The 25,167-nt window shown below is 61.3% G+C and carries 24 protein-coding genes; 7 read left to right on the top strand and 17 right to left on the bottom strand.

Annotated features, from left to right (window positions below; genetic code table 11):
* From H8A92_RS23240 to H8A92_RS23215, 6 genes are all read right to left on the bottom strand, one after another.
* Nucleotides 1-985 (bottom strand): alginate export family protein (locus tag H8A92_RS23240; protein WP_229197920.1); only part of this gene is annotated, 985 nt, incomplete at its 3' end.
* 16 nt (nucleotides 986-1,001) lie between these two features.
* The gene (locus H8A92_RS23235) at nucleotides 1,002-1,934 is read right to left on the bottom strand and encodes a VOC family protein (RefSeq protein WP_229197919.1); all 933 of its coding nucleotides are present in this window, start codon (nucleotides 1,932-1,934) and stop codon (nucleotides 1,002-1,004) included.
* Nucleotides 1,931-2,398, bottom strand: coding sequence for a DoxX family protein (locus H8A92_RS23230; RefSeq protein WP_229197918.1), 468 nt, complete (start codon nucleotides 2,396-2,398; stop codon nucleotides 1,931-1,933). Before H8A92_RS23230 ends, H8A92_RS23235 begins: the two co-directional genes overlap by 4 nt.
* A 1-nt stretch (nucleotide 2,399) precedes the next feature.
* Nucleotides 2,400-4,280, bottom strand: a complete 1,881-nt coding sequence (locus tag H8A92_RS23225; protein WP_229197923.1) for an amidohydrolase — start codon at nucleotides 4,278-4,280, stop codon at nucleotides 2,400-2,402.
* Nucleotides 4,277-4,567, bottom strand: a complete 291-nt coding sequence (locus H8A92_RS23220) for a XapX domain-containing protein (protein ID WP_229197917.1) — start codon at nucleotides 4,565-4,567, stop codon at nucleotides 4,277-4,279. Before H8A92_RS23220 ends, H8A92_RS23225 begins: the two co-directional genes overlap by 4 nt.
* Before the next feature lie 26 nt (nucleotides 4,568-4,593).
* The gene (locus H8A92_RS23215) at nucleotides 4,594-5,244 is read right to left on the bottom strand and encodes a hydrolase (RefSeq protein WP_135173297.1); all 651 of its coding nucleotides are present in this window, start codon (nucleotides 5,242-5,244) and stop codon (nucleotides 4,594-4,596) included.
* A gap of 310 nt (nucleotides 5,245-5,554) precedes the next feature.
* Between H8A92_RS23215 and H8A92_RS23210 the strand changes: the two genes are divergently transcribed.
* Both H8A92_RS23210 and H8A92_RS23205 read left to right on the top strand, forming a co-directional pair.
* Nucleotides 5,555-6,370 carry an alpha/beta fold hydrolase gene (locus tag H8A92_RS23210; RefSeq protein WP_229197916.1) on the top strand — a complete coding sequence of 272 codons (816 nt, stop codon included), beginning with the start codon at nucleotides 5,555-5,557 and terminating at the stop codon, nucleotides 6,368-6,370.
* Between the two features lie 12 nt (nucleotides 6,371-6,382).
* The gene (locus H8A92_RS23205; RefSeq protein WP_229197915.1) at nucleotides 6,383-7,015 is read left to right on the top strand and encodes a hydrolase; all 633 of its coding nucleotides are present in this window, start codon (nucleotides 6,383-6,385) and stop codon (nucleotides 7,013-7,015) included.
* 18 nt (nucleotides 7,016-7,033) lie between these two features.
* Here the strand turns inward: H8A92_RS23205 and H8A92_RS23200 are convergent, their stop codons facing one another.
* Nucleotides 7,034-7,960 (bottom strand): helix-turn-helix domain-containing protein, encoded by a 927-nt coding sequence (locus tag H8A92_RS23200; RefSeq protein WP_229197914.1) that lies wholly within the window; start codon nucleotides 7,958-7,960, stop codon nucleotides 7,034-7,036.
* Between the two features lie 231 nt (nucleotides 7,961-8,191).
* Between H8A92_RS23200 and H8A92_RS23195 the strand changes: the two genes are divergently transcribed.
* Nucleotides 8,192-9,166, top strand: a complete 975-nt coding sequence (locus H8A92_RS23195; protein ID WP_229197913.1) for a LysR family transcriptional regulator — start codon at nucleotides 8,192-8,194, stop codon at nucleotides 9,164-9,166.
* Here H8A92_RS23195 and H8A92_RS23190 read toward each other — a convergent pair.
* On the bottom strand, nucleotides 9,159-10,082 hold the full coding sequence (locus H8A92_RS23190) for a ring-cleaving dioxygenase (RefSeq protein WP_229197912.1): 924 nt from the start codon (nucleotides 10,080-10,082) through the stop codon (nucleotides 9,159-9,161). The genes H8A92_RS23195 and H8A92_RS23190 overlap by 8 nt on opposite strands.
* Nucleotides 10,083-10,434: 352 nt before the next feature.
* On the opposite strand from H8A92_RS23190, the gene H8A92_RS23185 reads away from it, so the two are divergent.
* From H8A92_RS23185 to H8A92_RS23175, 3 genes are all read left to right on the top strand, one after another.
* Nucleotides 10,435-11,217, top strand: coding sequence for an alpha/beta fold hydrolase (locus tag H8A92_RS23185; RefSeq protein WP_338026602.1), 783 nt, complete (start codon nucleotides 10,435-10,437; stop codon nucleotides 11,215-11,217).
* A gap of 42 nt (nucleotides 11,218-11,259) precedes the next feature.
* A complete protein-coding gene (locus H8A92_RS23180; RefSeq protein WP_229197911.1) occupies nucleotides 11,260-12,276 on the top strand; it encodes an MBL fold metallo-hydrolase in 1,017 nt (338 codons plus the stop codon).
* Nucleotides 12,277-12,349: 73 nt separating this feature from the next.
* On the top strand, nucleotides 12,350-13,978 hold the full coding sequence (locus tag H8A92_RS23175) for an MFS transporter (protein ID WP_229197910.1): 1,629 nt from the start codon (nucleotides 12,350-12,352) through the stop codon (nucleotides 13,976-13,978).
* A gap of 777 nt (nucleotides 13,979-14,755) precedes the next feature.
* On the opposite strand, the gene H8A92_RS23170 is transcribed toward H8A92_RS23175, so the two are convergent.
* The 9 genes from H8A92_RS23170 to H8A92_RS23130 form a co-directional block, all read right to left on the bottom strand.
* Nucleotides 14,756-16,105, bottom strand: a complete 1,350-nt coding sequence (locus tag H8A92_RS23170) for an MFS transporter (protein WP_229197909.1) — start codon at nucleotides 16,103-16,105, stop codon at nucleotides 14,756-14,758.
* A gap of 110 nt (nucleotides 16,106-16,215) precedes the next feature.
* A complete protein-coding gene (locus tag H8A92_RS23165; RefSeq protein ID WP_229197908.1) occupies nucleotides 16,216-17,268 on the bottom strand; it encodes a 2,5-dihydroxypyridine 5,6-dioxygenase NicX family protein in 1,053 nt (350 codons plus the stop codon).
* A gap of 60 nt (nucleotides 17,269-17,328) precedes the next feature.
* Nucleotides 17,329-18,141: an alpha/beta fold hydrolase gene (locus H8A92_RS23160; protein ID WP_229197907.1), complete on the bottom strand. Its 813-nt coding sequence runs from the start codon at nucleotides 18,139-18,141 to the stop codon at nucleotides 17,329-17,331.
* The gene (locus H8A92_RS23155; RefSeq protein WP_229197906.1) at nucleotides 18,138-18,854 is read right to left on the bottom strand and encodes an isochorismatase family protein; all 717 of its coding nucleotides are present in this window, start codon (nucleotides 18,852-18,854) and stop codon (nucleotides 18,138-18,140) included. Before H8A92_RS23155 ends, H8A92_RS23160 begins: the two co-directional genes overlap by 4 nt.
* A gap of 31 nt (nucleotides 18,855-18,885) precedes the next feature.
* Nucleotides 18,886-20,097 carry an FAD-dependent monooxygenase gene (locus tag H8A92_RS23150; RefSeq protein WP_229197905.1) on the bottom strand — a complete coding sequence of 404 codons (1,212 nt, stop codon included), beginning with the start codon at nucleotides 20,095-20,097 and terminating at the stop codon, nucleotides 18,886-18,888.
* Between the two features lie 38 nt (nucleotides 20,098-20,135).
* A complete protein-coding gene (locus tag H8A92_RS23145) occupies nucleotides 20,136-20,615 on the bottom strand; it encodes a (2Fe-2S)-binding protein (RefSeq protein ID WP_229197904.1) in 480 nt (159 codons plus the stop codon).
* On the bottom strand, nucleotides 20,612-21,487 hold the full coding sequence (locus tag H8A92_RS23140; RefSeq protein ID WP_229197903.1) for an FAD binding domain-containing protein: 876 nt from the start codon (nucleotides 21,485-21,487) through the stop codon (nucleotides 20,612-20,614). Before H8A92_RS23140 ends, H8A92_RS23145 begins: the two co-directional genes overlap by 4 nt.
* A gap of 2 nt (nucleotides 21,488-21,489) precedes the next feature.
* Nucleotides 21,490-21,939 carry an SRPBCC family protein gene (locus H8A92_RS23135; protein ID WP_229197902.1) on the bottom strand — a complete coding sequence of 150 codons (450 nt, stop codon included), beginning with the start codon at nucleotides 21,937-21,939 and terminating at the stop codon, nucleotides 21,490-21,492.
* 2 nt (nucleotides 21,940-21,941) lie between these two features.
* Nucleotides 21,942-24,200 carry a xanthine dehydrogenase family protein molybdopterin-binding subunit gene (locus H8A92_RS23130; protein WP_229197901.1) on the bottom strand — a complete coding sequence of 753 codons (2,259 nt, stop codon included), beginning with the start codon at nucleotides 24,198-24,200 and terminating at the stop codon, nucleotides 21,942-21,944.
* A gap of 284 nt (nucleotides 24,201-24,484) precedes the next feature.
* Between H8A92_RS23130 and H8A92_RS23125 the strand changes: the two genes are divergently transcribed.
* Nucleotides 24,485-24,952, top strand: a complete 468-nt coding sequence (locus H8A92_RS23125; RefSeq protein WP_225159844.1) for a MarR family winged helix-turn-helix transcriptional regulator — start codon at nucleotides 24,485-24,487, stop codon at nucleotides 24,950-24,952.
* Nucleotides 24,953-25,167: the final 215 nt, after the last annotated feature.

The following is a 25,167-nucleotide window of genomic DNA, read 5'->3' as shown; positions in this document are numbered from 1 at the left end:
GCCGAGGCTGCCAAGGCGCGCTTGCAAAAGTGTAGCCCGTCCGCGCACCTACGGCCCAGGCGCGAATATCTGCCGTGGCCACCTGGCCGACCTGGCCCATGGCCTCAAGATCCCAATCGATGTGCTGGGCGTTGCCCGCGAAGCGCACATCGAAGACGTGCCGGTGTTCGTCGCCGAACGCGTCGAGGTACTTGGCGTTGTTCCGTTCGTACAGCGAGTAGTAGGCCGACAGCTCCTTGTCGCCGAGCACCTTGCGCTCGACCCTCAACGTGCTGAAGCGGAAGCTGTCGTTGGACGTGTCGTCGAACGGACGACCATCGAAATATTGGACCGGACGGCTGACGAAGCCGATGAACCGCCAGACGCCGGTCTCCCAGTCAGCCCAGAGCGCATCGAACGACTGCCGGACGTTCGGCCCATCCCGTGACGATACGAAACGCTGCAGGTCGAAGGCAAAATCCTGTCGTCCGGCACGCGCCTTCAAGGTACCACCCGAGAACGTGTTGACGTATTCGACGAAGGCCAGACGAAGGTCTAGCCTGTCCTGATCGACCGAAGTGACGTTGAACTTGTGAAAGGCCCGATCATCCTCCAACTGGACGAACGCACGCCAATTTTCGTTGAAGTGGATGTCGGCATGGACCTGCAGCCGTTGCAGGAAGTAGCTATCGGATGGCGTGTTGCCGGTGCCGAAGCCGGCTGCATTGTTACTCTCGAAGCGCTCCCGCAACGTTGCGCCCAGCGAAATGTAGCTCTTGGGATCGGTAGCCCAAAGTGGAATGTACTTCAGTTCGTCGAACGGCTCGGTGCGCAGCCTTGGATCGGCGAGAACCGACCAATCCTCCGCCCAGCGGTTCGCCTGGATAGCGGGTCGCTTTGGAGGTGCGGCATCTCCTTCGTCCGCGAGTGCGCGGTCGGCTCCGGCACCGAAAGTCGCGAGCGCCAGAAGGACCAAGAAACCGCACAGATCAACCCGATCCGCCATTGACGCTCATCAACTCCTACTTGCCGACGGCCCGCGCCGCACTCTTCTGTGCGAGCGAGTGGATCTCAGCGACATAGCCTCCTGGAAACACGACGAACGCCGCGGAGCGACCGTCCGACGTGTAGGGTTCGACGACCACCGAGGCGCCCGCCCCTTTCGCCTTGGCCAGCGTGGCGGCGAGATCACTCACTTCGTAGCCTGTCGTCTCCCGTCCATAGGGATAGGGTAGATGACCGTCCGTGACCAGCACGACCATCTTCCCGAAGGCGGATTCGATCCGGATCCGGCGGTAGGTCGCCTCCGGCCTGCCGATCTCTGCTCCGGGCGCCTTCGCGTCATCGGACACGATCTTGCCCCGCGAAAACGCCAGGAAACCACGGGTGAACGCCGCGACCCGGTCGGGCGAGACATAGACGCGGTTCTCCGGAATCCGCTCGAAGGGAGCGTAGTCCGGCTTCGTCGTGTGCCAGTAGATCTGAAGGTTGACACCGCCAGGCCACTGGATCACGGCATCCCGTCCGATAGGGTCCGGAAAGGTCGACACGATCACGTCCGCGCCCGCAGTTCGCGCCGCCTTGATCGCCTCGTCGATGTCGGTGACGAGGTAGCCGTTGCGCTCGGCACCGAACGGATACGGGATCGGCGTCTTGAAGCCGAACAGCGAGACGGTTCCGACTGGCGTTTGCAGCAGTTGCGACGTGGTGCTGCTCGGAGTTGGCGTAACGGTCGCCACCACCTGCTTGGTGCTCTTGCCGCCGAAGGTCGCGAGGAAGCTTGTCGCGAACTTATCCACATCCTCGGGCGCGACGTAGACGTGGGTCGTGTCGTACTGCGGAGCGACCGCAACTGTGGTCTCCCGCGACTTCGCCGCGTCCCTTGCCGCGACCGGCGCGGTTGCTCCGACAGCCGCCGCGAATGCGAGCAGAACCAATATCCTTGTCGGTTTCATCGAGAGACTCCTTGAGTAGCTTGAGATCGTGCAACAGGACTGCGCCAGGCGGAACGCGCGTCGGAAACAATCGATACGACAACGAGGCCTGCAATCAGACCGAGGTGTTCGAAGAAGGCGTTCGTGGTCATGAATCTCTCATGGCCGGTCATGGTCCAGAACGCGTTGGCGGTGAGCATCGCGACGAACGTGAGAACGCCGAGCCCACCGGCACCGAGCCAGACGAAGCGGTTGATGACGACAAGCAGGGAGCCGCCGAGTTCGACCACGATGGCTGCAGCTGCCCACAGCCATCCTGGATGAAGACCGAGATGTTCCTGCTCGACCGCCGCCGCCGCGAAGTCAAGCAGCTTGGTGAAGCCGCCGATCACGTACGCCGACACAAGCGCCAGTCTGGCCGCATGCCACAAGAGTGGCCAGCGGAGAATCGCGGAAACCCAGCCCGGTGAGTCTTCGGACATCATCTTAGACCGCCCAGCAGGCGCACCCGAGAGCGCCCCAGAAGCTTCTGAGGTCGGAAATGGGGGGACGGCTCGACCATGCCGAGGCGTGATCATGTCCATGCACGCCGCACGAGTTGGCGCAGCCGCACATCTGCGCAGCCTTCATGGCGAGGCCGCCTTCCTTCGCCTTGTCGTCGGCCCATGCGGCATAGCCGCCGAAGCGCCTGACCGGCGACCAGTCGGGCATGGCCGGCGGCGGGGTAACCGCCTCCAGTTTCGAAAAGTCGCCTGCGCCGAACACGATCTTGCCACCCACCATCGTCAACACGGACGTCGTGTCGGCTATCTCGGCCTCGCTGCAGGAGAAGTAGTCACGATCCGGAACGACGAGATCGGCGAGTTGACCAACCTGGATCCGGCCCTTGTTGCCCTCCTCATTGGAGAACCACGTTACGTTCTCAGTCCACATCCGCAGCGCTGTCTCGCGATCCAGGCAGTTGCGTTGCGGCGTGATCCGCAATCCGCCGACGGTGCGGCCGGTGACCAGCCATGACAGCGAGACCCATGGATTGTAAGAAGCCACGCGAGTGGCGTCTGTGCCGGCCGATATCTTGACGCCCTTGTCGATGATCTTCTTGACCGGCGGCGTCGCCTCGGCGGCCCCCGCCCCGTATCTTTCGACGAAGTATTCGCCCTGATAGGCCATCCGGTGCTGCACGGCGATGCCGCCGCCCAGCGCCGCGATGCGGTCGATCGACTGATCAGAGATCGTCTCGGCGTGGTCGAAGAACCAGTGAAGGCCTTGCAAGGGCATGTCCTGATCAACCCGCTCGAACACGTCCAGCGCGCGCGAGATCGTCTCGTCATAGGTCGCGTGCAGCCGCCATGGCCACTTGTTCTGGACAAGAACCCGCACGACTTCCTCGAGTTCACCTTCCATCTCCGGCGGCATGTCCGGTCGTGCGACGCGGAAATCCTCGAAATCCGCGGCAGAGAATACAAGCATCTCGCCCGCGCCATTATGCCGGAAGTAGTCGTTGCCCTGCTTGTATTTCGAAGTCTTCGTCCAGTTCAGGAAGTCATCCTTCTCGCCCTTGGGCTTCTGGGTGAAGAGGTTATAGGCGAGCCTAATGGTCAGAAGACCCTCATCGTTGAGCTTCTGGATGACGGCATAGTCTTCCGGATAGTTCTGGAATCCGCCGCCCGCATCGATGGCGCCAGTGACGCCCAGACGGTTCAACTCTCGCATGAAATGGCGGGTCGAGTTGACCTGGTAGTCGAAAGGCAGCTTGGGACCTTTGGCGAGCGTGGCGTAGAGGATGTTGGCGTTCGGCTTGGCCAGCAGCAAACCCGTCGGATTGCCCTTCGCGTCCCGCATGATTTCGCCGCCCGGCGGTTCCGGGGTGTCCTTGGTGTAACCGACGGCGCGCAGCGCTGCCCCGTTCAGGATGGCCCGATCGTAAAGATGGAGCAGGAAGACCGGCGTCTCCGGAGCAACTGCGTTGAGCTCGTCGATCGTCGGGAGCCGCTTTTCGGCGAACTGATGTTCAGTGAACCCACCGACCACCCTCACCCACTGCGGTGGCGGAGTGACGGCGACCTGCCGCTTCAGCATATTCATCGCGTCGGCGAGCGAACGTACGCCGTCCCACCGGAGCTCCATGTTGAAGTTTAGGCCGCCACGGATGATGTGGAGATGGTTGTCGATCAGGCCGGGCAGAACACGGTGCCCTTTCAGATCGACGACTTTCGTGGTCGGCCCCGCGAGCTTCATGACCTCATGGTCGTGGCCGACGGCAACGAAGCGGCCGTCGGCGATGGCAACCGCGGAAGCGGTCGGATTCGAGCGATCGAGAGTTGTGAACAGGCCACGGTGTAGAATGACATCTGGCGTAGTGGTCATGATTGCTTCTCCAGGGCCTCTAACTTGGTCGTCTTGGCTGGTTGTTCGCTGTGACGTCCGGGCAACATCCCGAACATGTGGGTCGTGCTCCTTGCTTGATGCCAAGCGGAAGCCAGCCCATGTCCGGACAGCAACTGCCGAGCGACGGGAACGATCTGCTCGCCCGCAAGGATGCCAAGCAGCCCAACCAAGGCGACCAGCGGAGGAGCGGGTGAGCGAACGTTCATCAAGCTGTAGATGACGCCGACCAGAAGGCCGGCGCCGAGCGACAACAGGTAGATTTTCATCCCGGTTATCCGCGATTAGAGGAACTCTAGCCGGCCTTGGCGCCGCCCTCGGAAGCGTGCTCGCCGAGCGCCCACTTCGAGAAGCGGATCTGAATTCCGTAGGGGGAATGCGCGCGCTGAATGTCCATCATCCCTTCGTAGGTCTCGGTGCGCGCCCAGTCTTGCTGAAGCTCGTAGGCATACTGGGACGAAGTGATGGGGACCGCGCCCGCCTGAATGGCGCGCTCCATTGCGCGGTTATGCGCTTCAAGCGAGAGGTCTCCGCAAGCGTCGGCGGCGATATAGATTTCGTAGCCTTCCTTAAGCATGTCCAAGGTCGGGAAGATTACGCACGCCTCCGTCCAGAGACCGGCCAGCACGAATTTCTTGCGACCGGTAGCGGCGACCGCCTTGCGGAAGTTCGCATCGAGCCAGGAATTCATCGACGTGCGGTCGATGACGTCATGCTTCGGAAACAGCGAGGTGACTTCCGGAATGAAGGGGCCAGAGAACGAATCCCGTGCAACCGTAGTCAGCACGGTCGGAATCTTGAACAGCTTGGCAGCCTTTGCCAGGATCTGAACGTTGTTAATCGTGACCAAGCGGTCGTGCGATTGAACACCTTGGAACATGGCCGGCTGATAGTCGATCAGCGCAATGGCGCTATTGTCCGGGGTGAGCATATCGAGTTTCGACATCGAGAAGGTCTCCTTACGATCGTGATCGATCGGCGAAAGCGGGTGGGTGCAAGCGAGCCCATCCTGAACCCTGGTCATCGCGGGAGCTTGGACGATTTCGTCGTCGCTTGGACTCCGGCCCGATGTCCGTGTGCGACCATTTGCCGAGCATGCCCAATTCCCGCCACCCCGACCAAGATCGCCAGCATGTCCAAAGGACGCGCAGATAGTCCAAGCCAAGCGCCCCTTCTTTGGCGACGCTTTGCGCTTAGGAGGACCGAGGCGTCGAAAGCGACGCACCGGCCTTTGTCACGCGCCAAGGGAGCGATCGATGGCCTTGCTGAAACTACGGGACGATACCGAGCTTTATTACAAGGACTGGGGAAGCGGAAAGCCCGTCCTGTTCAGCCATGGTTGGCCGCTGAGCGCCGATATGTGGGACGCACAGATGCTATTCCTTGCGGAGCGCGGCTACCGGACCGTGGCATTCGATCGGAGGGGATTCGGCCGTTCCAGCCAACCCTGGACGGGCTACGATTACGATACCTTCGCCGACGACATCGCAGAACTCATCAAGCATCTCGACCTGAAGGAGGCTACGCTCGTCGGATTCTCGATGGGCGGCGGAGACATCGCCCGCTACGTGGCCCGACACGGCTCTGCGCGTGTCTCGAAGTTCGTGCTGCTGAGCTGCGTCACGCCGCTGTTCGTCAAGACCGCAGACCATGACGGCGTCGACAAATCGGTATTCGACGGCATCAAGGCCGGCCTGATTAAGGATCGCCCGCAGTTCCTCGACGACTTCAATCCCCTCTTTTACGGGACCAACCACGGAATGAAGGTGTCGCAGGGCGTGTTCAAACAGACGCTTCAGATAGCCCTTCAGGCGTCGATCAAGGCAACATTCGATTGTGTAACCGCATTCTCGGAAACCGATTTCCGGCCCGACATGGCCAAGATCGACGTCCCCACGTTGGTCGTCCATGGCGAGGACGACCAGGTCGTTCCGTTCCCCTATACGGGCAAGCTGGCCGCCGAGATGATCAAAGGCGCCAAGCTTAAGACCTACCCAGGCGCTCCGCACGCCACCACGACGACGCACGCCGATCAGGTCAACGCGGACCTGCTCGCATTCCTAAAGTCGTAGCGGAGAGATCGAATGGCGTCGAATCCCCTCCGCTTACTGGAGCCGAAAGACTGCGCGCTGCTTCTGGTCGACCAACAGGCCGGCCTGGCATTTGGAGTCGGATCAATCGACCGGCAGGCGCTCATGAACAATGTCGTCGCGCTCGCGAAGACCGCGACGGTGTTCGGTTTGCCTGTCGTCGCATCGACTTCCGCGACAAAGGTGTACAGCGGCCCGTTGATGCCGGCCGTCAAGTCGGCGCTGCCCGGCATCGAGCCGATCGACCGCCGCAGCATGAACGTTTGGGAGGACGAGAAGGCGCGTGACGCCGTCCTCGCTACCGGCCGCGGACGCCTTATCGTTTCAGGTCTGCTCACCGAGGCGTGCGTGACATTCGCCGTTTTGTCGGCCCTGTCGGCCGGCTTGGAAGTCTATGTCGTCGGCGATGCCTGCGGAGGGCTCACTTCCGCAAGCCACGAACTCGCCCTCAGCCGGATGGAGGCCGCTGGGGCTCACCTGACATCGTGGATTCAGGTTCTGCTAGAATTGCAGCGCGACTGGACGCGGCACGAAACTTACGACGGCGCTCGCGCCATCGTCGAGACACATGCCGGCGGATATGGGATCGGATTAGCTTATGCACGCGATATGATACACCCCGCCTGAGGTGCCGCGAGTCCGGACCTAGCCTTCCGTCCGGGCCCGCCGCCAGGCACCGGGGCTTGCTCCTACGCTGCGCGAGAAGACCCTGGTGAAGTAGCTCTGGTCGCCGAAGCCGCAGATAAGCGCAATGTCGGCGAGCGGAAGCTTCGTACTCAGCATCTGACGTTTGGCTTCTTCGATCCGGAGTTGCGAGAGGAATTCGTGGGGAGCGATACCCGTACTGCGCCGGAACGATCTTGCGAAGTGGCTGGGTGTCAATTTGCATTCCGCAGCTACGTCGGCAATCGTCAGGCCGCTGGCAAGCCGTGCCCGCATGATTTCCTTCGCGCGACGCTCCTGCCAGGGCGCAAGGCCCCCGCCTACCGCGCTGTCCTGCGGACGCAGGCCGCCGTAGGTCTGCGCAAAATGGGCGATCAAGCTCAACCCGATCTGGTCGATGAAGAGCTGATTGTTGGCCGGCTCCTGCTCGACAGCGCTGAGAAGCACGCTCGACAATGTGGAAAGGTACGGGTCGCGCTGGTCCCTGCCCCACTTGAGCGTCGCCACCGGCTTAGCTCCATGTTCGCGGGCGAATTCGTCAAGAGCGCTCGTCGGTATGTAGTATTGGACGGCATCGAACGGCCCCCTGAATTCGCACTGGGGGTTGTCCATCAGGTTGATGACGCTGACGGTCCCGGCGCCGAAGGCGCCCGAATATCTCGGCTTGCCAGCGAGCCAGCAGGAATGCCGCTCAAGATCGCCCAGTTGATGCAGAATGCTGAAGGCCGGCTCGGAAGGTATGGCCGCCGTCCGCTCCCGCACGAAACTAGAGCACGTCAGTCGCGTCATCGCGAGCGCCAATTGTCCCTCGCGATGGACGCGAAGCAGACAGTCACCCTCCATACCGAGGTGTTCACTGAGACGACGACCATAGAAGCCGCCGGTCGCGCGATCAGAACCTTCCTTCATTGGAACGTCCATAGTCACCCCTCACCGATCGCGTCCGCACAACGATTCTCTCTTAGAGAGATAATCGTCTTCGTTCAAGACTTCGATCCGACGACCGCCGATAGCAAACGTGCTTATCGGAAATTGTCGCAGGAAAGGAAACGATGCCTCACGATAGGTGAGGAAACCCGGACTTGATAATCCATCCGAACTCCACATTATTTGTGAAGTCACTTCACAGATGGTTATGACATGGACAATCGGATCGGTGAAATGCAGGTCTTCCTCCGCGTAGTGGAGGCCGGCAACTATTCCGACGCTGCACGCAGGCTCTTGATGGCACCGTCGACGGTCAGCAAGCTTATCGGGCGAATCGAAGAGCGGCTCGGCGTGCGGCTTTTCGAGCGCTCGACGCGGCGTTTGGCGCTGACAGCCGAGGGGCGGATATATCATGAGAAAAGCCTGGCGCTTGTTGCCGAACTTGACGGGATCGAACGAGGGATTTCCAGGGGAGCGACGACGGCTGGCGGGACAATTCGCGTCAACACGACTATCTCGTTCGGTATCCTTGGTCTCGAACCCTTGCTCCCGGCCTTTTGGAAGGCCCACCCCGAGATCGTGATCGATATTTCACTCTCCGATGAGGTCGTCGATCTTTATCTCGATCGGACGGATGTCGCCTTCCGCGTGGGCCCTCTGCAGGATTCGGCGATGGTCGCCAGACGCATCGGGGTCGTGAAGAGGCGGATCGTCGCATCGCCCGACTACATCGACCGCATGGGCGAACCCAAAAAGGTCGAGGATCTCTCCCATCACAAGTGCCTGGGGTTCAACTTCCGACGGTCGGCACCGGTCTGGCCCCTGAAGGAGAGTGGCCGTATCGTAGACCGGATGGTCAATGGCCCGCTCGTCGCGAACAATGCCCAAACCTTGAAGAGAATGGCCATCGCAGGCGTCGGCATCGCCAGGCTCGCCGACTATCACATCCGCGACGACATAGCTGCCGGCCGACTGATCGAGGTGCTCAATGGCGCCGTTGGCGACGACGAGCAGATCCACGCGCTTTATCACGGCGGGCCGCGTCTGCCGTTCCGGGTGAAGGCGTTCCTCGACTTCGTTTGCCCTCGCCTTACCGATTTCATGGAGGGCAGGGCCACTCGAGAAAAGTCTGCGGAAACCGCAGTCCGACAAGGAAAGGCGAAGCGAGCCGCTAGGGCACCTAGCTGAGTGGAGGCAGGATCGCCTGTAATTCGGGGCGGCGATCTTCGAGGAAAGCGGGCAGCTTGAGATGTTCCCCCAAGCGCTCGGGCGCTTCGTCGACCACGAATCCTGGGCCGTCGGTGGCGATCTCGAAAAGGACCCCGCAAGGCGCACGGAAACCTACGGCGCTTAGATAGGTTCGCTCGATCGGATCGCTTACCGCCATGCCGTATGCCGAGCGCAACTTCTCGACCATCTCCGACCTATCGTCGATATCCCTCGAGCGAAAGGCAACGTGGCGGATGGTACCTCCGCCGAGCCGTCCCCGCGAGGACTTCCCGATCACACGCAAGGTGATGGCGCCTCCCGGTCCGCCGTGCGCAGCCAAGCGGATAGAACCATCCTTCCTCGACACAAGCCCGAAGTCGAAGACCTTCTCGAGGATTTCGACCGTGGCGTCCTCCTCGCGGACATTGAGCGTCACGTCATGAAGGCCATCGAGCGGGCGAACTATTGGCCCGTCTTGATGGACCTCCGACGATGGATCATCCAATGTCTCGACCAATGCCAGTGATGTTCCATCGGGGTCCGCGAAACAGAGCATTCGCTCTCCAAAGGGCGACACCTGCGACCTGCTGGGTACACCACACGAATCCAGGCGATCGGCCCACCGACCGAGAGAATGCGGCGGCGCCCGAAATGCGGTCTGAACGACTTCGCCGACCCCGACCAATCCTGCTGTCACGCAGTTCCAGGCAAGGGTGCTTATCACCGTCCCTGGAGAACCGAGATCGGCGCCATAATAGACATGGTAACTGCCTGGATCGTCGTAGCAGACGGTCTTCTTGACCCGCTTGAGCCCTAGTACGCCTCGATAGAAGTCGGCCGCGCGCCTTACGTCGCCGACGATCGTTGTAACGTGGTGAATTCCTCGCGCGTTCACTTGGCTTATTCCCAATCCGCGACCTGATGCGTCATACCTGCCTGGCCGGCCTTGTTCTCGTTGCGGTTGCCGGTCGTAGCACATACACAACCTGGAACCTGGTCCCTCGTCTTGGACTTTCTCCCGAAAACCGACCGCTTGCCGAGGCAATTGTAGTGCTTCCTGGCGCTACCGCGACGCAATCGTGCAAAGCGCGCTGAAATCCTGCAATGACTCCCCGGCCGATCGGCCTAACCATTGCAGCCCGTAACTCTACGGGAGCGGCAGATCCGTGACCACGATAAATCGGACCACGTGCCGTGCCAACGGCATCAGGCAGTTCTACCTGGATGCTGGAGACGGGCCGCCGGTCGTGCTTCTGCACGGCTTTCCGGAGACCAACTTCGCCTGGCGCTTCCAGATTCCGGCGCTTGCGCCGCGGTACCGGGTGATCGCTCCGGATCTTCGCGGATACGGGGAAACCGACAAGCCTGCAAGTGGCTACGACAAGCGGACAATGGCCAATGATATTGTCGAGTTGTTGAAGGTGCTCGGGATCGGACGGGTCGCGCTTGTCGGACACGACCGTGGCGCCCGGGTCGCGACGCGTCTCGTCAAGGACCATCCCGATCTCGTCGATCGTCTGGTCGTGATGGACAACGTCCCTACGCGGATAGTCGCGCGCGAAATGAAAGCCAAAGTCGCCCGCGAATACTGGTTCTTCATGTTCCACCAAATTCCGGATCTTCCGGAGGCGCTGATCGCGGGTCGGGAAGATATCTGGCTGCGGCACTTCTTCTCCGATTGGTGCCACGATCCATCGACGATCACCGGCGAGGCGTTTGAAACCTATGTGAAAGCCTATAGAGCCCCCGGTGCTGTCCGGGGCGCGATGGCCGATTATCGAGCGAGCGCGGAAGATGTCGCGCAGGACCTCGAAGATGCCGACAAGAAGATCAAATGCCCCGTGCTCTCGCTCTGGGGACAGGACTTCGGTGCCGTCGGCCGCCTGTTCGATATGAAGGCGATCTGGAGCGAGATGGCAGAAAACCTCACCGCGGCTCCAATCGAACGCTGCGGCCACCTTCCGCAAGAAGAACAACCGGAAGCCGTCAACAGGCTGCTTCTCGGTTTCCTGAACGGCTGGAACGGCTAAGACGCCCGCAACTGAGCTGGCATCTGAAGATGAGGACAAGAAATGAAGCCCATCCGCACCGTCGCGCTCTTGGCGCTCATATCGCTGTTGTCCCATGAGCAGGCGGATGCCGGTGCTCCGCAGGTCCGCGCCCAGGCACCAGGCTTCTACCGCATGATGCTTGGTCACGTGGAAATAACAGCTTTGCTCGACGGCACGCATCCATTTCCCGTCCACGATGTGATGACACGAAACGAGACGATGCCTGGCGGCGAACGGAAAGCCGTGAAGCTTGCGGAGAGTTATCCCGGCAAAGCCGAGGCCCTGCTCGCGGGGTCTGATCTCTCTGCTCCCGTGGAGGGCTCGATCAATGCCTTCCTGGTGAACACGGGAGAGAAGCTCATTCTGATCGACAGCGGCGCCGGCAGTCTATATGGCGCATGCTGCGGACACCTGCTGGAAAACCTTAGGACATCCGGATACAAGCCGGAGCAGATCGACGAGATATATCTGACGCACCTTCACGCGGATCATGTCGGAGGTATCGCGCCTCAAGGAAAGCCCGCATTTCCCAATGCCATCATCAGGGTCAATCAGAAGGATCTGGACTACTGGCTCGACGCCAAGAACGAGAACGAAGCCCCGAAATTTCTCAAGCCGATGTTCGAGGGCGACCGCGCTTCGTTAAAGCCCTATCTGGAGGCGGGCCGGCTTAGGCCCTTCTCGGAGGGCCAGGAACTCTCGCCGGGGATCCGGGCGATCCCCACTCCTGGGCACACGCCTGGCCACACGTCGTACGAAATCTCCAGCGAAGGGCAAACGCTTCTCGTTTGGGGCGATCTCGTCCACGTGGCGCCAATCCAATTTCCTGACCCCGCCGTGACGGTGGCCTACGATAACGATCCGATCTCGGCGGAGGCGGAACGAATGGGGGTCTTCGCTCAGAGCGCCCGGACTGCATCCTGGATCGCGGCAGCTCACATCGCATTTCCGGGTATCGGACACGTCCGATCGGTCGACGGCCGGTTCGAATGGTTGCCTGCCAATTACACCACGGTTTTGAATCCAACGCGTGACTGACGGCGGAAATCCGGACAATTGGACGATCGCCGGCAGCCTTCGCGGGCACAGTTTGATGGGTCGAGTGAACGTGATGTCTTCAGCCAACGAGAAACCAACCCCATCGGAAGCCTCGCGCAGCGCTTCTCCATGGATCGCATTTCGCCATGCCACCTTCACGGTTGTATGGACCGCGACCGTCGTCGCCAACGTCGGCACGTGGATGTACAACGCGGCGTCCGGATGGCTAATGACCAGCCTCGATGCCGATCCACTTACCGTCTCCCTGGTTCAGGTTGCGAGCAGCCTTCCAATGTTTCTGTTCGCGCTCCCGGCCGGCGCGCTGGCGGATACGGTCGACAAGCGCCGTTTTCTGATCGGTTGTGAGATCGTCCTTACGATCGTCGCGGCAGCAAGCGCCGTGCTCGTCGGGCTTAACCTCGTCACCCCTCCCATCCTGCTGCTGTTCACGTTTCTGCTTGGCGTAGGCGCGGCATTTACCGCGCCGGCATGGCAATCGGTTGTCCCGCAGCTTGTCCCGAGGCAGGATCTGGCAGCGGCCGTCGCCAGCAACGGCGTAGGCGTCAACATCAGCAGGGCTATCGGGCCGGCGCTGGGCGGCGCGGTCATCGGCGGGTTGGGCATCGCAGCACCCTTTTGGATCAACGCGCTGAGCAATTTCGCCGTGATCGGAGCGCTGCTTTGGTGGCGCCCGGCGTCCTCGCAAGGAAGCGCACTGCCATCAGAACGTCTCGCCGGCGCCATGGTGATCGGCTTCCGCCACGCACGATTCAATCCGAGGCTCCGTGCCACACTCGTTCGGGCGGCAGCGTTCTTCTTTTTCGCGAGCGCCTATTGGGCGCTGCTCCCACTCGTCGCGCGCAATCAGATCGCAGGCGGTCCAGAACTCTACGGCTTTTTACTCGGCGCGATCGGCGTGGGCGCCGTCGTCGGTGCGTTCATGCTGTCCTGGATGAAGGCGATCTTCGGGTCCGACGGGCTCGTCGCTGCCGGCACCGCCGGCACTGCGCTCAGTCTGATCCTCCTGGGCCTCGCGCGTTACTCAGAGATCGCACTCGCGGCATGCCTGATCGCAGGCATTTCATGGATCGCCGTCCTCGCGACGGTAAACGTCTCAGTTCAGGTCTCGTTGCCGGATTGGGTGCGCGGCCGCGGATTAGCCATTTTTGTTACCGTGTTCTTTGGAGCGATGACCGCCGGCAGCGCACTTTGGGGACAGCTTGCCTCAGGAATCGGTTTGCCCGCAGCGCATTTCCTCGCCGCTGCGGGCGCCATCGCGGGAATCGCACTCACCTGGCGTTGGAAGCTTCAGACAGGTGCGGGAGTCGATCTTGCGCCCTCGATGCATTGGCCGGCACCTGTGTTGGCGATCGACGCAGCCGCCGACCGCGGGCCAGTCCTGGTTACGGTCGAGTACCGCATCGCTCCAGAACGCCGTGAATCTTTCCTCATCCATATCAGAGATTTGGAACAACAACGACGGCGGGACGGCGCCTATTCGTGGGACGTCTTCGAGGACGCCGCCGAAAGCGGGCGCTTCCTGGAAACGTTCATGGTAGCGTCATGGCTCGAGCACCTGCGACAGCACCAGCGCGTGACGAACGCAGACAGAGCCGTTCAGGACGCGATCCAGGAGTTTGGCGCTGCGGCCCAGCCCAAGGTGACTCACTTCGTCGCCGCCAATTTTCGGCAGAGCTCTTAGCCATCCTCGCAAGGCTGTGCTCCATAGAACTCGGGCGATCGTTTCCGCCGGCCTCCTAATTAGCCGCGATTCCCCCATCTACCGCCGGCAAGAAGTGCGCCGACTTCCCTTCGGAGGCGGGCGCCCAGGATCGCTTATTATCGCAAGCATCGGTGGTTGTGGGGACGGAGAGAAATTCGCGAGCGCTCTTCGCGCCGAGCATCAAGCGAACGCAATCGTACAAGATCGTACTCCAGCATGGTGGCGTGAGCGCTCGGCACGGTGGGGGAGCTTCGGTACATCGCAAAATCCGCGATGGCGGGAGCCTGCTTTGGCATTGGCAGCCTAATTGACTGGGAAGCACCTTATGGCCACCGGAACCCGCTGCCTGGTCGACCCCCTAGTAGGTTCAAATCCTAGAGGCCCAACCACCGATACCGACATTCGATTCAAGTTGCGATCTGACTGTGGGATAGCCCTATTGATCTTTCTTGATGTAACGGCCTCAGCGGTCGCGTTCTGTTCACGGCCGTTTCATCCCACTTCGTTGCGGCGTCCTGGGCGCGAACGAGAGTGGCCAAAATCTGGGGCAGCTTGAAGCACCGCCTCCTGAAATCGATCGACCGGCAAATTAAGAGTCAGCCCTGGCCTGAGAAAACTCAGTGACTTATTGATCTCGATTAGACGTCATTTGTCCCTATCGACGGCCCGGCAGCGGATTCCAACTTGCGTGCCGGGCCGGCGAGGTGAGCGCGCCAAGCTCTCATCGCGCCGGTTGCTCGTCATTTCACGAGTGCATCATACGCTCGAGACCGGAGCAGCCTTCATCGCCGGCTCCGAGTCCGCGTCGGCCTTGAAGCCCTTCGCGGACAAATCCCGACCGAGCGTCTCAGGAAGCAGAAGAGAGGCAAGAACGAAGACAGCTGCAGCGGGAAGGGCCACGGCAACCATGCCGTTTAGCAGGCTTCCGCCGAAATGAGCGGCCGCAAGGGGCACAATAACCGGCGCGATACTGCCAAGGCCGCGACCGCCCATATAGAATGTAGACACCGCCGTCGCACGCAGATTGACCGGATAGAGTTCCGATATCCAGACGCCCGTAACACCGAGCGCAACGTTGCCAATCCCGAATCCGATATAGAGCCAGAACATCGGCCACTCGGCTTTCGAGCCGGCGTAGAGTTGACCTCCCCACACTACCATCCCAACCAGGGATCCGATCCAGAACAATGCCGGCACGAGAGCACCGAACCGGCGGCCAGCCCTGTCGTTGAAAAAGCCGTTGGCGAGATAGCAGATGCCGCTGACCACGGAAAGAAGAACGGCCGTGGTGCGAACCACGTCGCCCGGCGTGTGCATGTCCCGGAGCAACAGCGTCGGAATGAAGGAGACGATACTGTAGTAGCAAAGCATGTAGCTCATCAGCCACACGCAGGCAGTGACGGTCTGGCGCGCCAGCCCGTTGCGGAACAGATCGGCCAGGGGAAGAGTGCGGGCCGCCTCAGCAACCTGACCGGCCTTGCGTTGGGCCTCGTACTCCAGCCAGATTTTCGATTCAGGCATGAAGAAGCGGATGAAAATGATCAGCAGGATTGGCACTCCGCCACTCAGCAGGCCGATGCGCCAGCTCCACTCGTCGCTGAACGTCGCGATAAGCCAGATTCCGACGATCGACGCAGTGGACGATGCGATCACGGCGCAGCCCTGCAGCGCAGCCGCGCCCAGGCCGCGGCTGCCTTTCTTCCAGGCCTCGTTGAAAAGCACCATGCCAACGCCGTACTCGCCGCCAAGACCGATGCCGGTGATGAACCGCAGCACCGCGAGCGACCAATAATTCCATGCGAATGCGGAAATAATCGCCGCGACCGAGAACAGCGCGATCGTGAGCTGAAGCGAGGTCTTTCGGCCAAGGCGATCACCGATGACGCCGAACAGGGCCCCGCCGATTGCCGACCCGAAGAGTGTCAGGGCCTGCAAAGAGCCGATCTCGGTCAACGATAGCGACATTGAGCGCTGGATCGCGGGCAGGAGAAACGGAAAGATCAGGACATCGTAGAAGTCGAGAATGTATCCCAGCATCGCCGAGATCATGATCGAATAGCGTTGCCTGGCCGTGTAATCTTCCACGCCTGAGACGGTTTTAGACATGCAATGCGTTCCCGTTGAAAGAGCTGAACAGTGGATGATCGTCGCCGAAACGCTTTCCGCGTCATTGGGAGCCGCGACCGCGGCTCCGGGTCCCGGTTCGATGGCGAGGCCTAGCGGCCGGGCGCCCTCAACTCCGGGTAGGCAAACTCGCCCTTGTCGAGGATGTGGATATCGTCGAGCCAGAGACTGCAGCCGCGAAGCGGGATATCGAGATGACACGGCGTGTCGTTCGTGCCGCCAAGCTCGGTATTCGGTCCCGTCGAGAACAGAACGTTTCCATAAAAGGAAAGCGCATTCATGATGTGCTCCGACGCGAGCTGCTGAGATGCAGCTATATGGTGCCAGTCGGCGCGCTCATTCGATCCCCAGCCGATATGCGAGATTGCCCAACCGCGCGGATCGCCGAAACTGTCGATATAGTTCCTGATGAGCGTCGCGTCGGTGCCATCGCCCTTGAGGTCGACGATGTAGCCGTCCTTGATGGTGAGCGTGACCGGAGACTGGATGTAGCGTTTGAATGCGCAGAGAATGTCGCCCGGCATCAGAACGACAGTGCCGTTGACGTCCCCATCCGTGGCTTGCGTGAAAGCAAATCCTGACGGGAAATGATCCCAGCGGCCCGGTTCATCGGTGTATCCGTACTCGGAAATGACCGGATACTGCTTGAGGCCGTAGGTCACATCCGTTCCGCCCGGCGACGTGATGCGCGTGGTTCTGGCTGACTGCAGGAGCGTTCGTGAGAGCTCGGTCCGCCGGCGGAGATCCTCAGTCGGGAACATCTTCTTGAGAATGTGGAACGGCTCCATGACGCGCAGAATGCGCGTGCCCGCCTCCTGAATTTCGAGCTGCTCGCGCGAGAACAGCAGGCCCAGAAGATCAATCACCATATCCACGCGCTTGAGCGTGTCGATCGCCGGCTGGTTGCCGCTCAACGCGTGTCTGCCCTGCTGGCCAGCAACCTTGCTCTGGCCGTACTTTGGAACATTGAGGTGGAAGGTTGTCGCGCCAAGGCTCCGCGCGGCCAGCATGAACGTCTGGGCATACTCCGACTGATCCTCGCCGCCGCTCAAGACAGCCACGACCTCGCCTTCCCTCACCTTGCAGAGTGCAAGTTCGGCCTTGAACAGTTCGAGCATTTCAACATCGATGCGTTGCCGGGTCATCTTCAGTCATCTCCTTTGCCGGGCATGTGTTCGCAGCGCTCCGACCGGTCTTTCGAGCGGTCAGGCGAGGACGTCGCTGACGATCGAAAGGAAGCCTTCCGTGTCGTCGATGTGCATTTGGTGACCTGCGCTCTCCAGTCGCTTGATCTCGATGGACGGCAATAATCTTTGAATCTCTCTCTCATCTTCGGGACGGATGACGTCGCCTTTGCCTGCAACGAGCAGCCAGGTGCGGACGCTGAGGTCGGCGAGATCGTTGTGAATGTCATCGTGATGAAAGCCCTTGTGACTTTCGATCAGGGCGCGCTCGTCGCAGGTGTGCATCCACTCGGCCCGGGCACGAATGTGCTTTTCGGGCCAGCGCGGCGCAGACGGGCTGCGCAGCGCCGCGTCCGCCTCTCCAAGGCTTGCGCTATGATGCAGCTTGAGAAGAGGCCCGATCGGACTTGGATAGGCGCGGCGTCCGGGTCCGGAGACCGGCGGATCGACCAGGATCAACTGTCTCATGGACGATGGCCGCCAGCGCGCGGCACGGATTCCGATCCGGGCGCCCATGGAGTGGCCGAGCAGGGTATACGCGCCTATTTCCAGCGCCTCGGCGAACGAGACCAGATCGGAGGCGCAGGCATCCAGCGAATAATTGAGATGCGGCCCGCTTTCGGAAAGGCCGCGCCCCCGGACGTCGAGTACATAGACGTCATGTCCGATGCATAAACGTTCCGCGATGAACGCCCATTGTGCCGCGGCCGTCGAGATTCCCGGGACGATGATGATGGCGGGACCGGCTCCGCCGAAGCGCAAGTAATGCTGGCGGATGCCGTTTGCGCGCACGTGAGCGCCGTAGAGCAGACCGGGAACCAGGGCGACACTCACGTCGAGCGATCCTGCGTACGATCCGCCGGCAGCGCATGAAGCCGCTCGATGACTTCCGAGGTGGGCATCACATCTGCGTACTTGCTGGCTATATCAAACAGGTTGACGGCGTGCGAAGTCGGCGAACGATCGTAGACGGCATCGCTCGGCACGATTGATTTGAAATTCAGCGCGCAGGCATCGACGACCGATGCCCGGACGCAGCCGCTTGTCGTGCAGCCGGTCACCACCAGTGAATCGATCCCGGCCCCGACGAGATACGTCGTGAGCGGGGTGCCGAAGAATGCGCTTGCCTGCGTCTTTGGCAGCAGCAGTTCTCCCGGCTCTGGAGCCACCTCGCGAACAAAGTCGTGGCCCTCGGGCGGAATCTGCATGATGCCCGGGATTTTTGCCGCGAATGCCCCCTGGTCATGGCTGACCTTGCAGGCGACATGCGGAAATATCACCGGCCATCTTCTGCCGCGAAACAACCGTATCAGATCTGAAATCTGCGCCATGGCCTGCCAACCGGCCTCACCGCAACTGGTTGGATATTGCTTGATCGCCTCGCGGATCGGCATCGGCCGGTCACCGACCGAGCGGTACTGCACGTCAATCACCAGGAGCGCGGGCCGCTTGCCGAATCCAGCCGCGCCACCCAATCCTGCGATCGCATAGGTCTCGCGCTCTTCGAGCGGTATCACCCTGTCCCAGGGCTGCTCTTTGCCGATCATCCTTGTGCACCGGTGCTCGTGGGGAGAAATGTCAATGAAGAGGAACGGCGGTCGCGTCGTACTGGTAGATCCAGTCGTAACGAGCGGCGGTCGCTTCCGGCGCCCACTGCGTCCTGATGTAGTCTCCCGCCGTTTCGGCCCTGGAGAGCGCCGAGTTATGAAAGATCGGCAGCATCCCGGCAGCGGAGTTCACAACCCTGGTTGTGCGATCCAGGCGCAGGCTCTGATATGTCTGGAAAGCTCTTGCTGGATCGTCTGGGTGCTGCTCGAGGCATCGGGCGAGAACGGAGGCGTCCTCCAGCGCCATGTTCACTCCCTGACCGAGATATGGCAGCATGGAATGGCACGCATCTCCAAGAAGCGTGACCCGTCCTTGCGACCAACCAGCCAGCGTGGGCCGCACGAACAGGCCCCACTTGTGAAGGCTTTCGACATTGCTGACGAGCGCGATGATGTCGGGATGCCAGCCCACGAAGTCCTTCAGGCACTCCTCGACAGATCCTTTCTCCGACCAGGATTCCAGGAGCCAGTCGTTGCGATCGACCTGACCCGAGAACGTCATCAATTCCGTGTTCTGCCAACGGACCGGATATGCCGTGACATGCGCGGTCGGGCCGATCCATGTCGACACCACGGGCTCGCGCTGATGCGGCTCGAGGCGGTCGACCGGCACCAGACCACGCCAGGCGATTGCGTTGGTGTACTGGCTTTCGATTTGGCCGATCATCCCGGTTCGGACCTTCGAATGCGAACCGTCGGCGCCGATCAGCGCCCGACCTTCGATCTCGCGGCCGTCCGCAAGCCGGGCCAAAATTCCGTCCCGCCTCTGGCTGAATCCGACAACATGGGCGTTCAGATGGATGGCGTCCTTCTTCGCGCGCCGCACACCGTCGACAAGGATCTTCAACAGGTGCGCGCGCAGCAGAAGGTACGGTTGGTTACGGGCTGCGTCGGTGCTCCGGTCATACAGGGACCACGTTTCACCGGTGTTCCAGAGCCGGATGGAACGTCGCTCGGCCGCGATGCAATTCTGTTCGACTTGCTCGGCGAGGCCGAGATCGCGAAGTACGCGCACGCCGTTCATGGAGACCCAAAGGCCGGCGCCGACTTCACGCAGCTCGGACGCCTGCTCGAAAACGTCGCAATCGATGCCGCGTCGAAGCAGCGATAACGCCATCGCCAAACCGCCGATGCCGGCGCCCGCGATCAAGACGCTCGTTCTTTTGACCTGATCAATACTCATGGTACCTCCAGAAAGTAGCTGCGCCGTCTTGCGCGGTTTCAAGCGGCATCCTGCCAACCCGCAAGGCTCTTCACGGCTTCGAAAATCTTGGTGTAACCGGTGCAGCGGCAAAGATTGCCGTCGAGATAGTGCCGGATTTCCGCCTCTGTCGGGTGTGGCGTGGTCTTCAAGAGCGCCGTGACCGCCATGATGAACCCGGGCGTGCAGAAGCCGCACTGCAGGCCGCCATGAAGCACGAACGCCTGCTGGATCGGGGATAGCCCCTCCGGCGGCGTGACACCCTCGATTGTAGTGACGTCGCGCCGGTCCACATCGACCGCGAGCGTTGTGCAGCTCGAGATCGGCTCGCCGTCGAGGAGGACCGTGCAAGCGCCGCACACTTCCATGTCGCAGGAACGTTTCGTTCCCTTCAGGCCCAAACGATCTCGAATGAGGTCGATCAGGAGCATATGTGCCGGGACGTCAACGGCGATCGTCTTGCCGTTCAACGAGAAGGAGATCGCCAATACTTGTGTCATTTCAGCCAGCTCCCGCCGGCGGTGACAGCCTCATCGGCGCTACGCAGAAGAAGCACGCCTGCAAGATGACGCTTGTAATCGGCCCCGCCATGCCGATCGGCGTTGACTTCAAGCTGATCCAACGCTGCGGAAAGAGCAGTCTCAATCGCCTGACGAGCCTCTGCTACCGCTACGTTTCGGAGGGCATCCTCGACGGCCAGCAAAGGCTGTGGCCGCGAACCAAGCGCGCCGACCCGCACACGGGCGCTCCTGATCATGCTCCCGTCGGCGTTCAGCGACCAGGCCATCGCGACGTTCACGGATGGCCTCTCACCATGCTTGAACCGACGATAGGTTACGGGTCCCGCTGGCCGCGGGAACACGATCACTCTCAGCAGCTCGTCAGGATCGCGCACCGTTTCCATTTCGCTTCGGATGAAATCATCGGCGTGAATTTCACGCGTGCCCCGGGGTCCCTCGAGCACCAGCCGCGCGTTGAGGGCGGCGAGCATCGTCGGCGGATCGGCGTGAGGCTCTCCGAAGCAGAGATTGCCGCCGATTGTTCCAACGTTCCGGACCCTGGTGTTTGCGACCTCGGCGCAGAGCGACGCAAGCGCCGGCACGTGCTCGCGGATAACGGGATCGCCGCTGATCTTCCTGTGCGTGCAGCGTGCACCGATCTCGATCTCGTTCACGCCGTTGACGACAATGCAATCGAGCCCGGGGATACCCTTGATATCGATGAGGCGGTCTGCACGGATGACACGCATTTTCAGCGCGAGCAGCAATTCGGTCCCGCCGGCGTAGAACATGCCGTCGCCGGAATTGCCGACGGCACGCACGGCATCGGCAATCGTCGAAGGCCGCTCGAATTGGAAGGGTGACGGCAGCATGATCAGGCCGCGCCAAGCATTTCTTTGAGCCGCCTCTCGAACTCTTCGAAGTTCTGATCGACCCGGCGTTTGATGATGCCGAACCCCATGCTCGCAAGCCGGCCCTGCACGTCGACCTTCGCGTCCACGGCAAATGTGGACCCAGAACCGGCCTGCGTGACGGTCACGTCGAGGATAACGGCCAGCCGCGTTCCTGTGATCTTGTCGCGGCCCGTAGCGCGGGTGCGCACGTGAGACGGCTCGATGATCGATTCAACGATGATGTCAGCCGGCACTTCGAGCTTGAACGGACCGATCTTCTGCTTGACGGTTGCTTTGTAGGCCGCAAGCCGCTGGATTTCCTCAACGCTTTCGCACCCGGGAATGCAGCTCGATATGCGTGGAACGTCGAGCAGCGTGCTCCAAAGCTGCGCCGGGGTCGCCGGCACCGCCATTGACATGTTGAATTCCATGTTCAGTTCCTCTTCTGGAGTGCGCGCCACACTTTTTCGGGTGTCATTGGCAGATCGGTTATTCGGATGCCGTAGGCGGCGAACAGCGCGTTGGCGATCGCCGGTGCGACCGGCAGGATTGCTCCCTCGCCCATTCCTTTGGCGCCGCCAGGGCCGGGGCCGTCGCCGTTTTCGACAAGTATCGTGTCGAACGAGGGCGGCACGTCGGTGATCCGCGGTATCGAATAATCGATCGGCGTCGCGTTGACGGGTTGCCCGTCCTCGAACTCGAGCGCCTCGTAAAGCGCGTGACCGAGCCCCATGACAGCAGCGCCCTCATCCTGACCTTCCGCGGCGACGCGATTGATCACACGGCCGACGTCGGCGGCGCTGGCGTACCGAGGCACACGGATCTCGCCGGTCTCCTCATCAACCACGATCTCTGCGAGAGCCGCGGATGTCTCCCAGAACAGAGGTGACTCCGCCAGGGAGCCTTTCTTCGAACGCGGCGTGATGGCGCCGCGGCCGACGACTTCTCCCGAATCGACACCCAGGCTGCGGTGAAATATCTGATCGAAAGTGAGAACGTCTGGACCGGTCGAGACGCCTCCCTCGACGAGTGACAGGCCGTCGCGGGGGAGCTCCCAGACCTCGGCAACCAGGTCGAGAATCTGATCGGCCGCGTCGAGAGCGGCGCTCTCGACAGAGAGGCCGACGACGACGGTCGAGCGGCTCGCGCCGGTACCCCAGTCGTAAGGAGCGACCGCTGTATCCGGGCGCAGGACGGTGACCGCAGACACCTTCTGCTTCAATGTCTGCGCCGCGATTTCGGCCATCGTCGCGTGCGCACCCTGACCAACCTCGATGCTGGAGACCGAAACGAGAATCGACCCATCGATCTTGAGACGCACGATCGCGTTGCTGATCGGCGTATTCGCCGGATCGGTTGCGGCAAGCGCCAATCCATGCGCCTTGCGGTTGGAGGGTTGCGCGTCCGGCGCGAACGACCGCGTCACCCGGCCGATCAACTCGCTCATGTCCATGTCGAGCGCGCGCAGGTCGGGGCGAATGCGCTCACCACGGGAGGCCAGGTTCAGCATGCGGAACTCGATCGGGTCCATGCCGATTGCCGCCGCCACATTGTCCATGTGCGATTCCTTGGCCCAAACCGCCTGCGGGCCACCGATTGAGCGGAATGCCGCGCCAGGGACGGTGTTCGTGTAAACCGCACATGCTTCGAGCCGCACGTTCGGCACCACGTATGGCCCCATGATGCGATTCGCCGATTTCGTGGCGACTGCTGAGCCCGTATCTGAATACGCTCCGCCGTCGAGCCGAAGCCTGGCGCTCTTCGCGAGGATCCGTCCGTTGGCATCGACCGCGGTTCGAATCGTGATGTCAGCGCCGAGCCTTCGGCAGGTGAGCATCGATTCGGCCATGGATTGAGCCACCCGAACCGGGCGCCGCACCTTCCAGGACGCGGCGGCGACCAATGGTTCGATCTTGACAGATGCCTTGCCGCCGAATCCGCCGCCAACAAACGGGACGATCACGCGGACCTTGGCCAGCGCCAGGCCGAACAGCCTGGACAGGACCTTCTGAACCGCGGTCGGCGTCTGCGCACCTGCCCAGACCGTCAGGGAGTCTCCCTGGAAGTCGGCGATGACCGCATGCGGCTCCATCGCGAAATGCGAGATTGCCGGAAAAGTGAAGTGGTCTTCGTGAACGTGCGCCGCGACCGCCTCCGCGGCGTCAACATCTCCGACGTTGTTCCTGTAAGTGTGGAAGATGTTGCTGCCCGGTGTCGGCCGGGCGCCGCCCTTGAAGTAGAAGTCTTCGAGGTTTTCGTGATGCTCATGGATGAGCGGCGCATCCGCCATCGTCGCTTCACGGATGGTCGTTGCATGAGGGAGTTCGTCGTACGCGATCTCGACAAGCTCCGCGGCGGCTTCGGCGATCTCGATGGTCTCAGCGATCACCACGGCGACCGGCTCGCCCACATACCGGACCCGGTCGATTGCCATGATCGGTCGGTCCTTGAGCACGACACCCCAGCAACCGAACGAGACGACATCCGCTCCGATGAGCACGTCGACGACGCCGGGCGCGGACCTGGCAACGCTCGCGTCAATCGATGAGATGCGAGCGTGAGTAGCCGGCGAACGAACCACAAAGCCGTGCAGCATCCCCGGGATTACAAGGTCGGTAACGTATTCTGCCCGCCCCGTTACCTTCTCGATGAGGTCGGGTCGTACGGCGCTCATGCTGTCAGTCACCGACATGCTCGGATCCGGGTGCGAGGTCGCCGCCGATGGTCAAGAAGCCTGCGCGGCTCCTCCCAGGGGGCAATCCTCAACCCCTATCCCAATTATTACTTGTATGCAAGCACTACGCTCGTATGCAAGTGATCGCTTCTGTCGCACCGGACGGATCACGCTCGCTGTCAGACGGCATGGATTCTTGGCGGCAACGAATGTAGACAAATGATCAACTCGGGACTTTCGAGCCGAGCCATCCAGCTTTGTTCAAGCCGAGCACGGCCAAGTGCCGCAAGAGGACGAAAATCGTGCAACCGAAAACCAAGACGGCTCCGACGGAGAAACCAAAAGAGGCCGCACAGTCTTACAGGTTGGACGATGCACCAGGATTCCTGTTGCGCGTCGCGCTCCGTACCCACACATCGATCTTTGTCGCGAAAATGATCGAAGAACTGACCCCACCCCAATTCTCGACGCTGGCGAAACTGAGGGAAGTCGGATCATGTTCTCAAAATCACCTGGGACGACTGATCCACTATGATTCAGCAACGATCACTGGCGTCATCAATCGCCTGAAATCGCGCGGGCTGATCAAGAGCTCCAAGGATCCTTTGGATCCACGACGACGGCAGATCGAACTAACGGACAAAGGGAGGCGGACGGCGGACGCTGCGATCGAGACCATTGGCGAGATTTCCGGCGAGACATTTGCCCCGTTGACGAGGGAAGAATTTCGGACTCTGACCGAGATTCTCAAGAAAATCATACGCCGCTGAGCCCCACAGCGCTGAGCCGGCCGACAAGCTGATCCCGTAGACGCTTCAACCGCCGCCGAGCAAAAAAATGGCCCGGCACAAGCCGGGCCAAGTCCAGGGAGGAAGCGAAGGATGTGGATCCTTCGCAAACGCCGAACGCGGATATCGATCGAAGACAGCCCAACGAACGATCTCAGCGACAGAACTATCCGGTATGCCGCCCGGCATTTTGTGCT

The sequence above is a fragment of the Bradyrhizobium acaciae genome (genome assembly GCF_020889785.1).
GTDB classification, from domain to species: Bacteria; Pseudomonadota; Alphaproteobacteria; order Rhizobiales; family Xanthobacteraceae; genus Bradyrhizobium; species Bradyrhizobium acaciae.
This window is presented reverse-complemented; position numbering and strand designations above follow the sequence as displayed.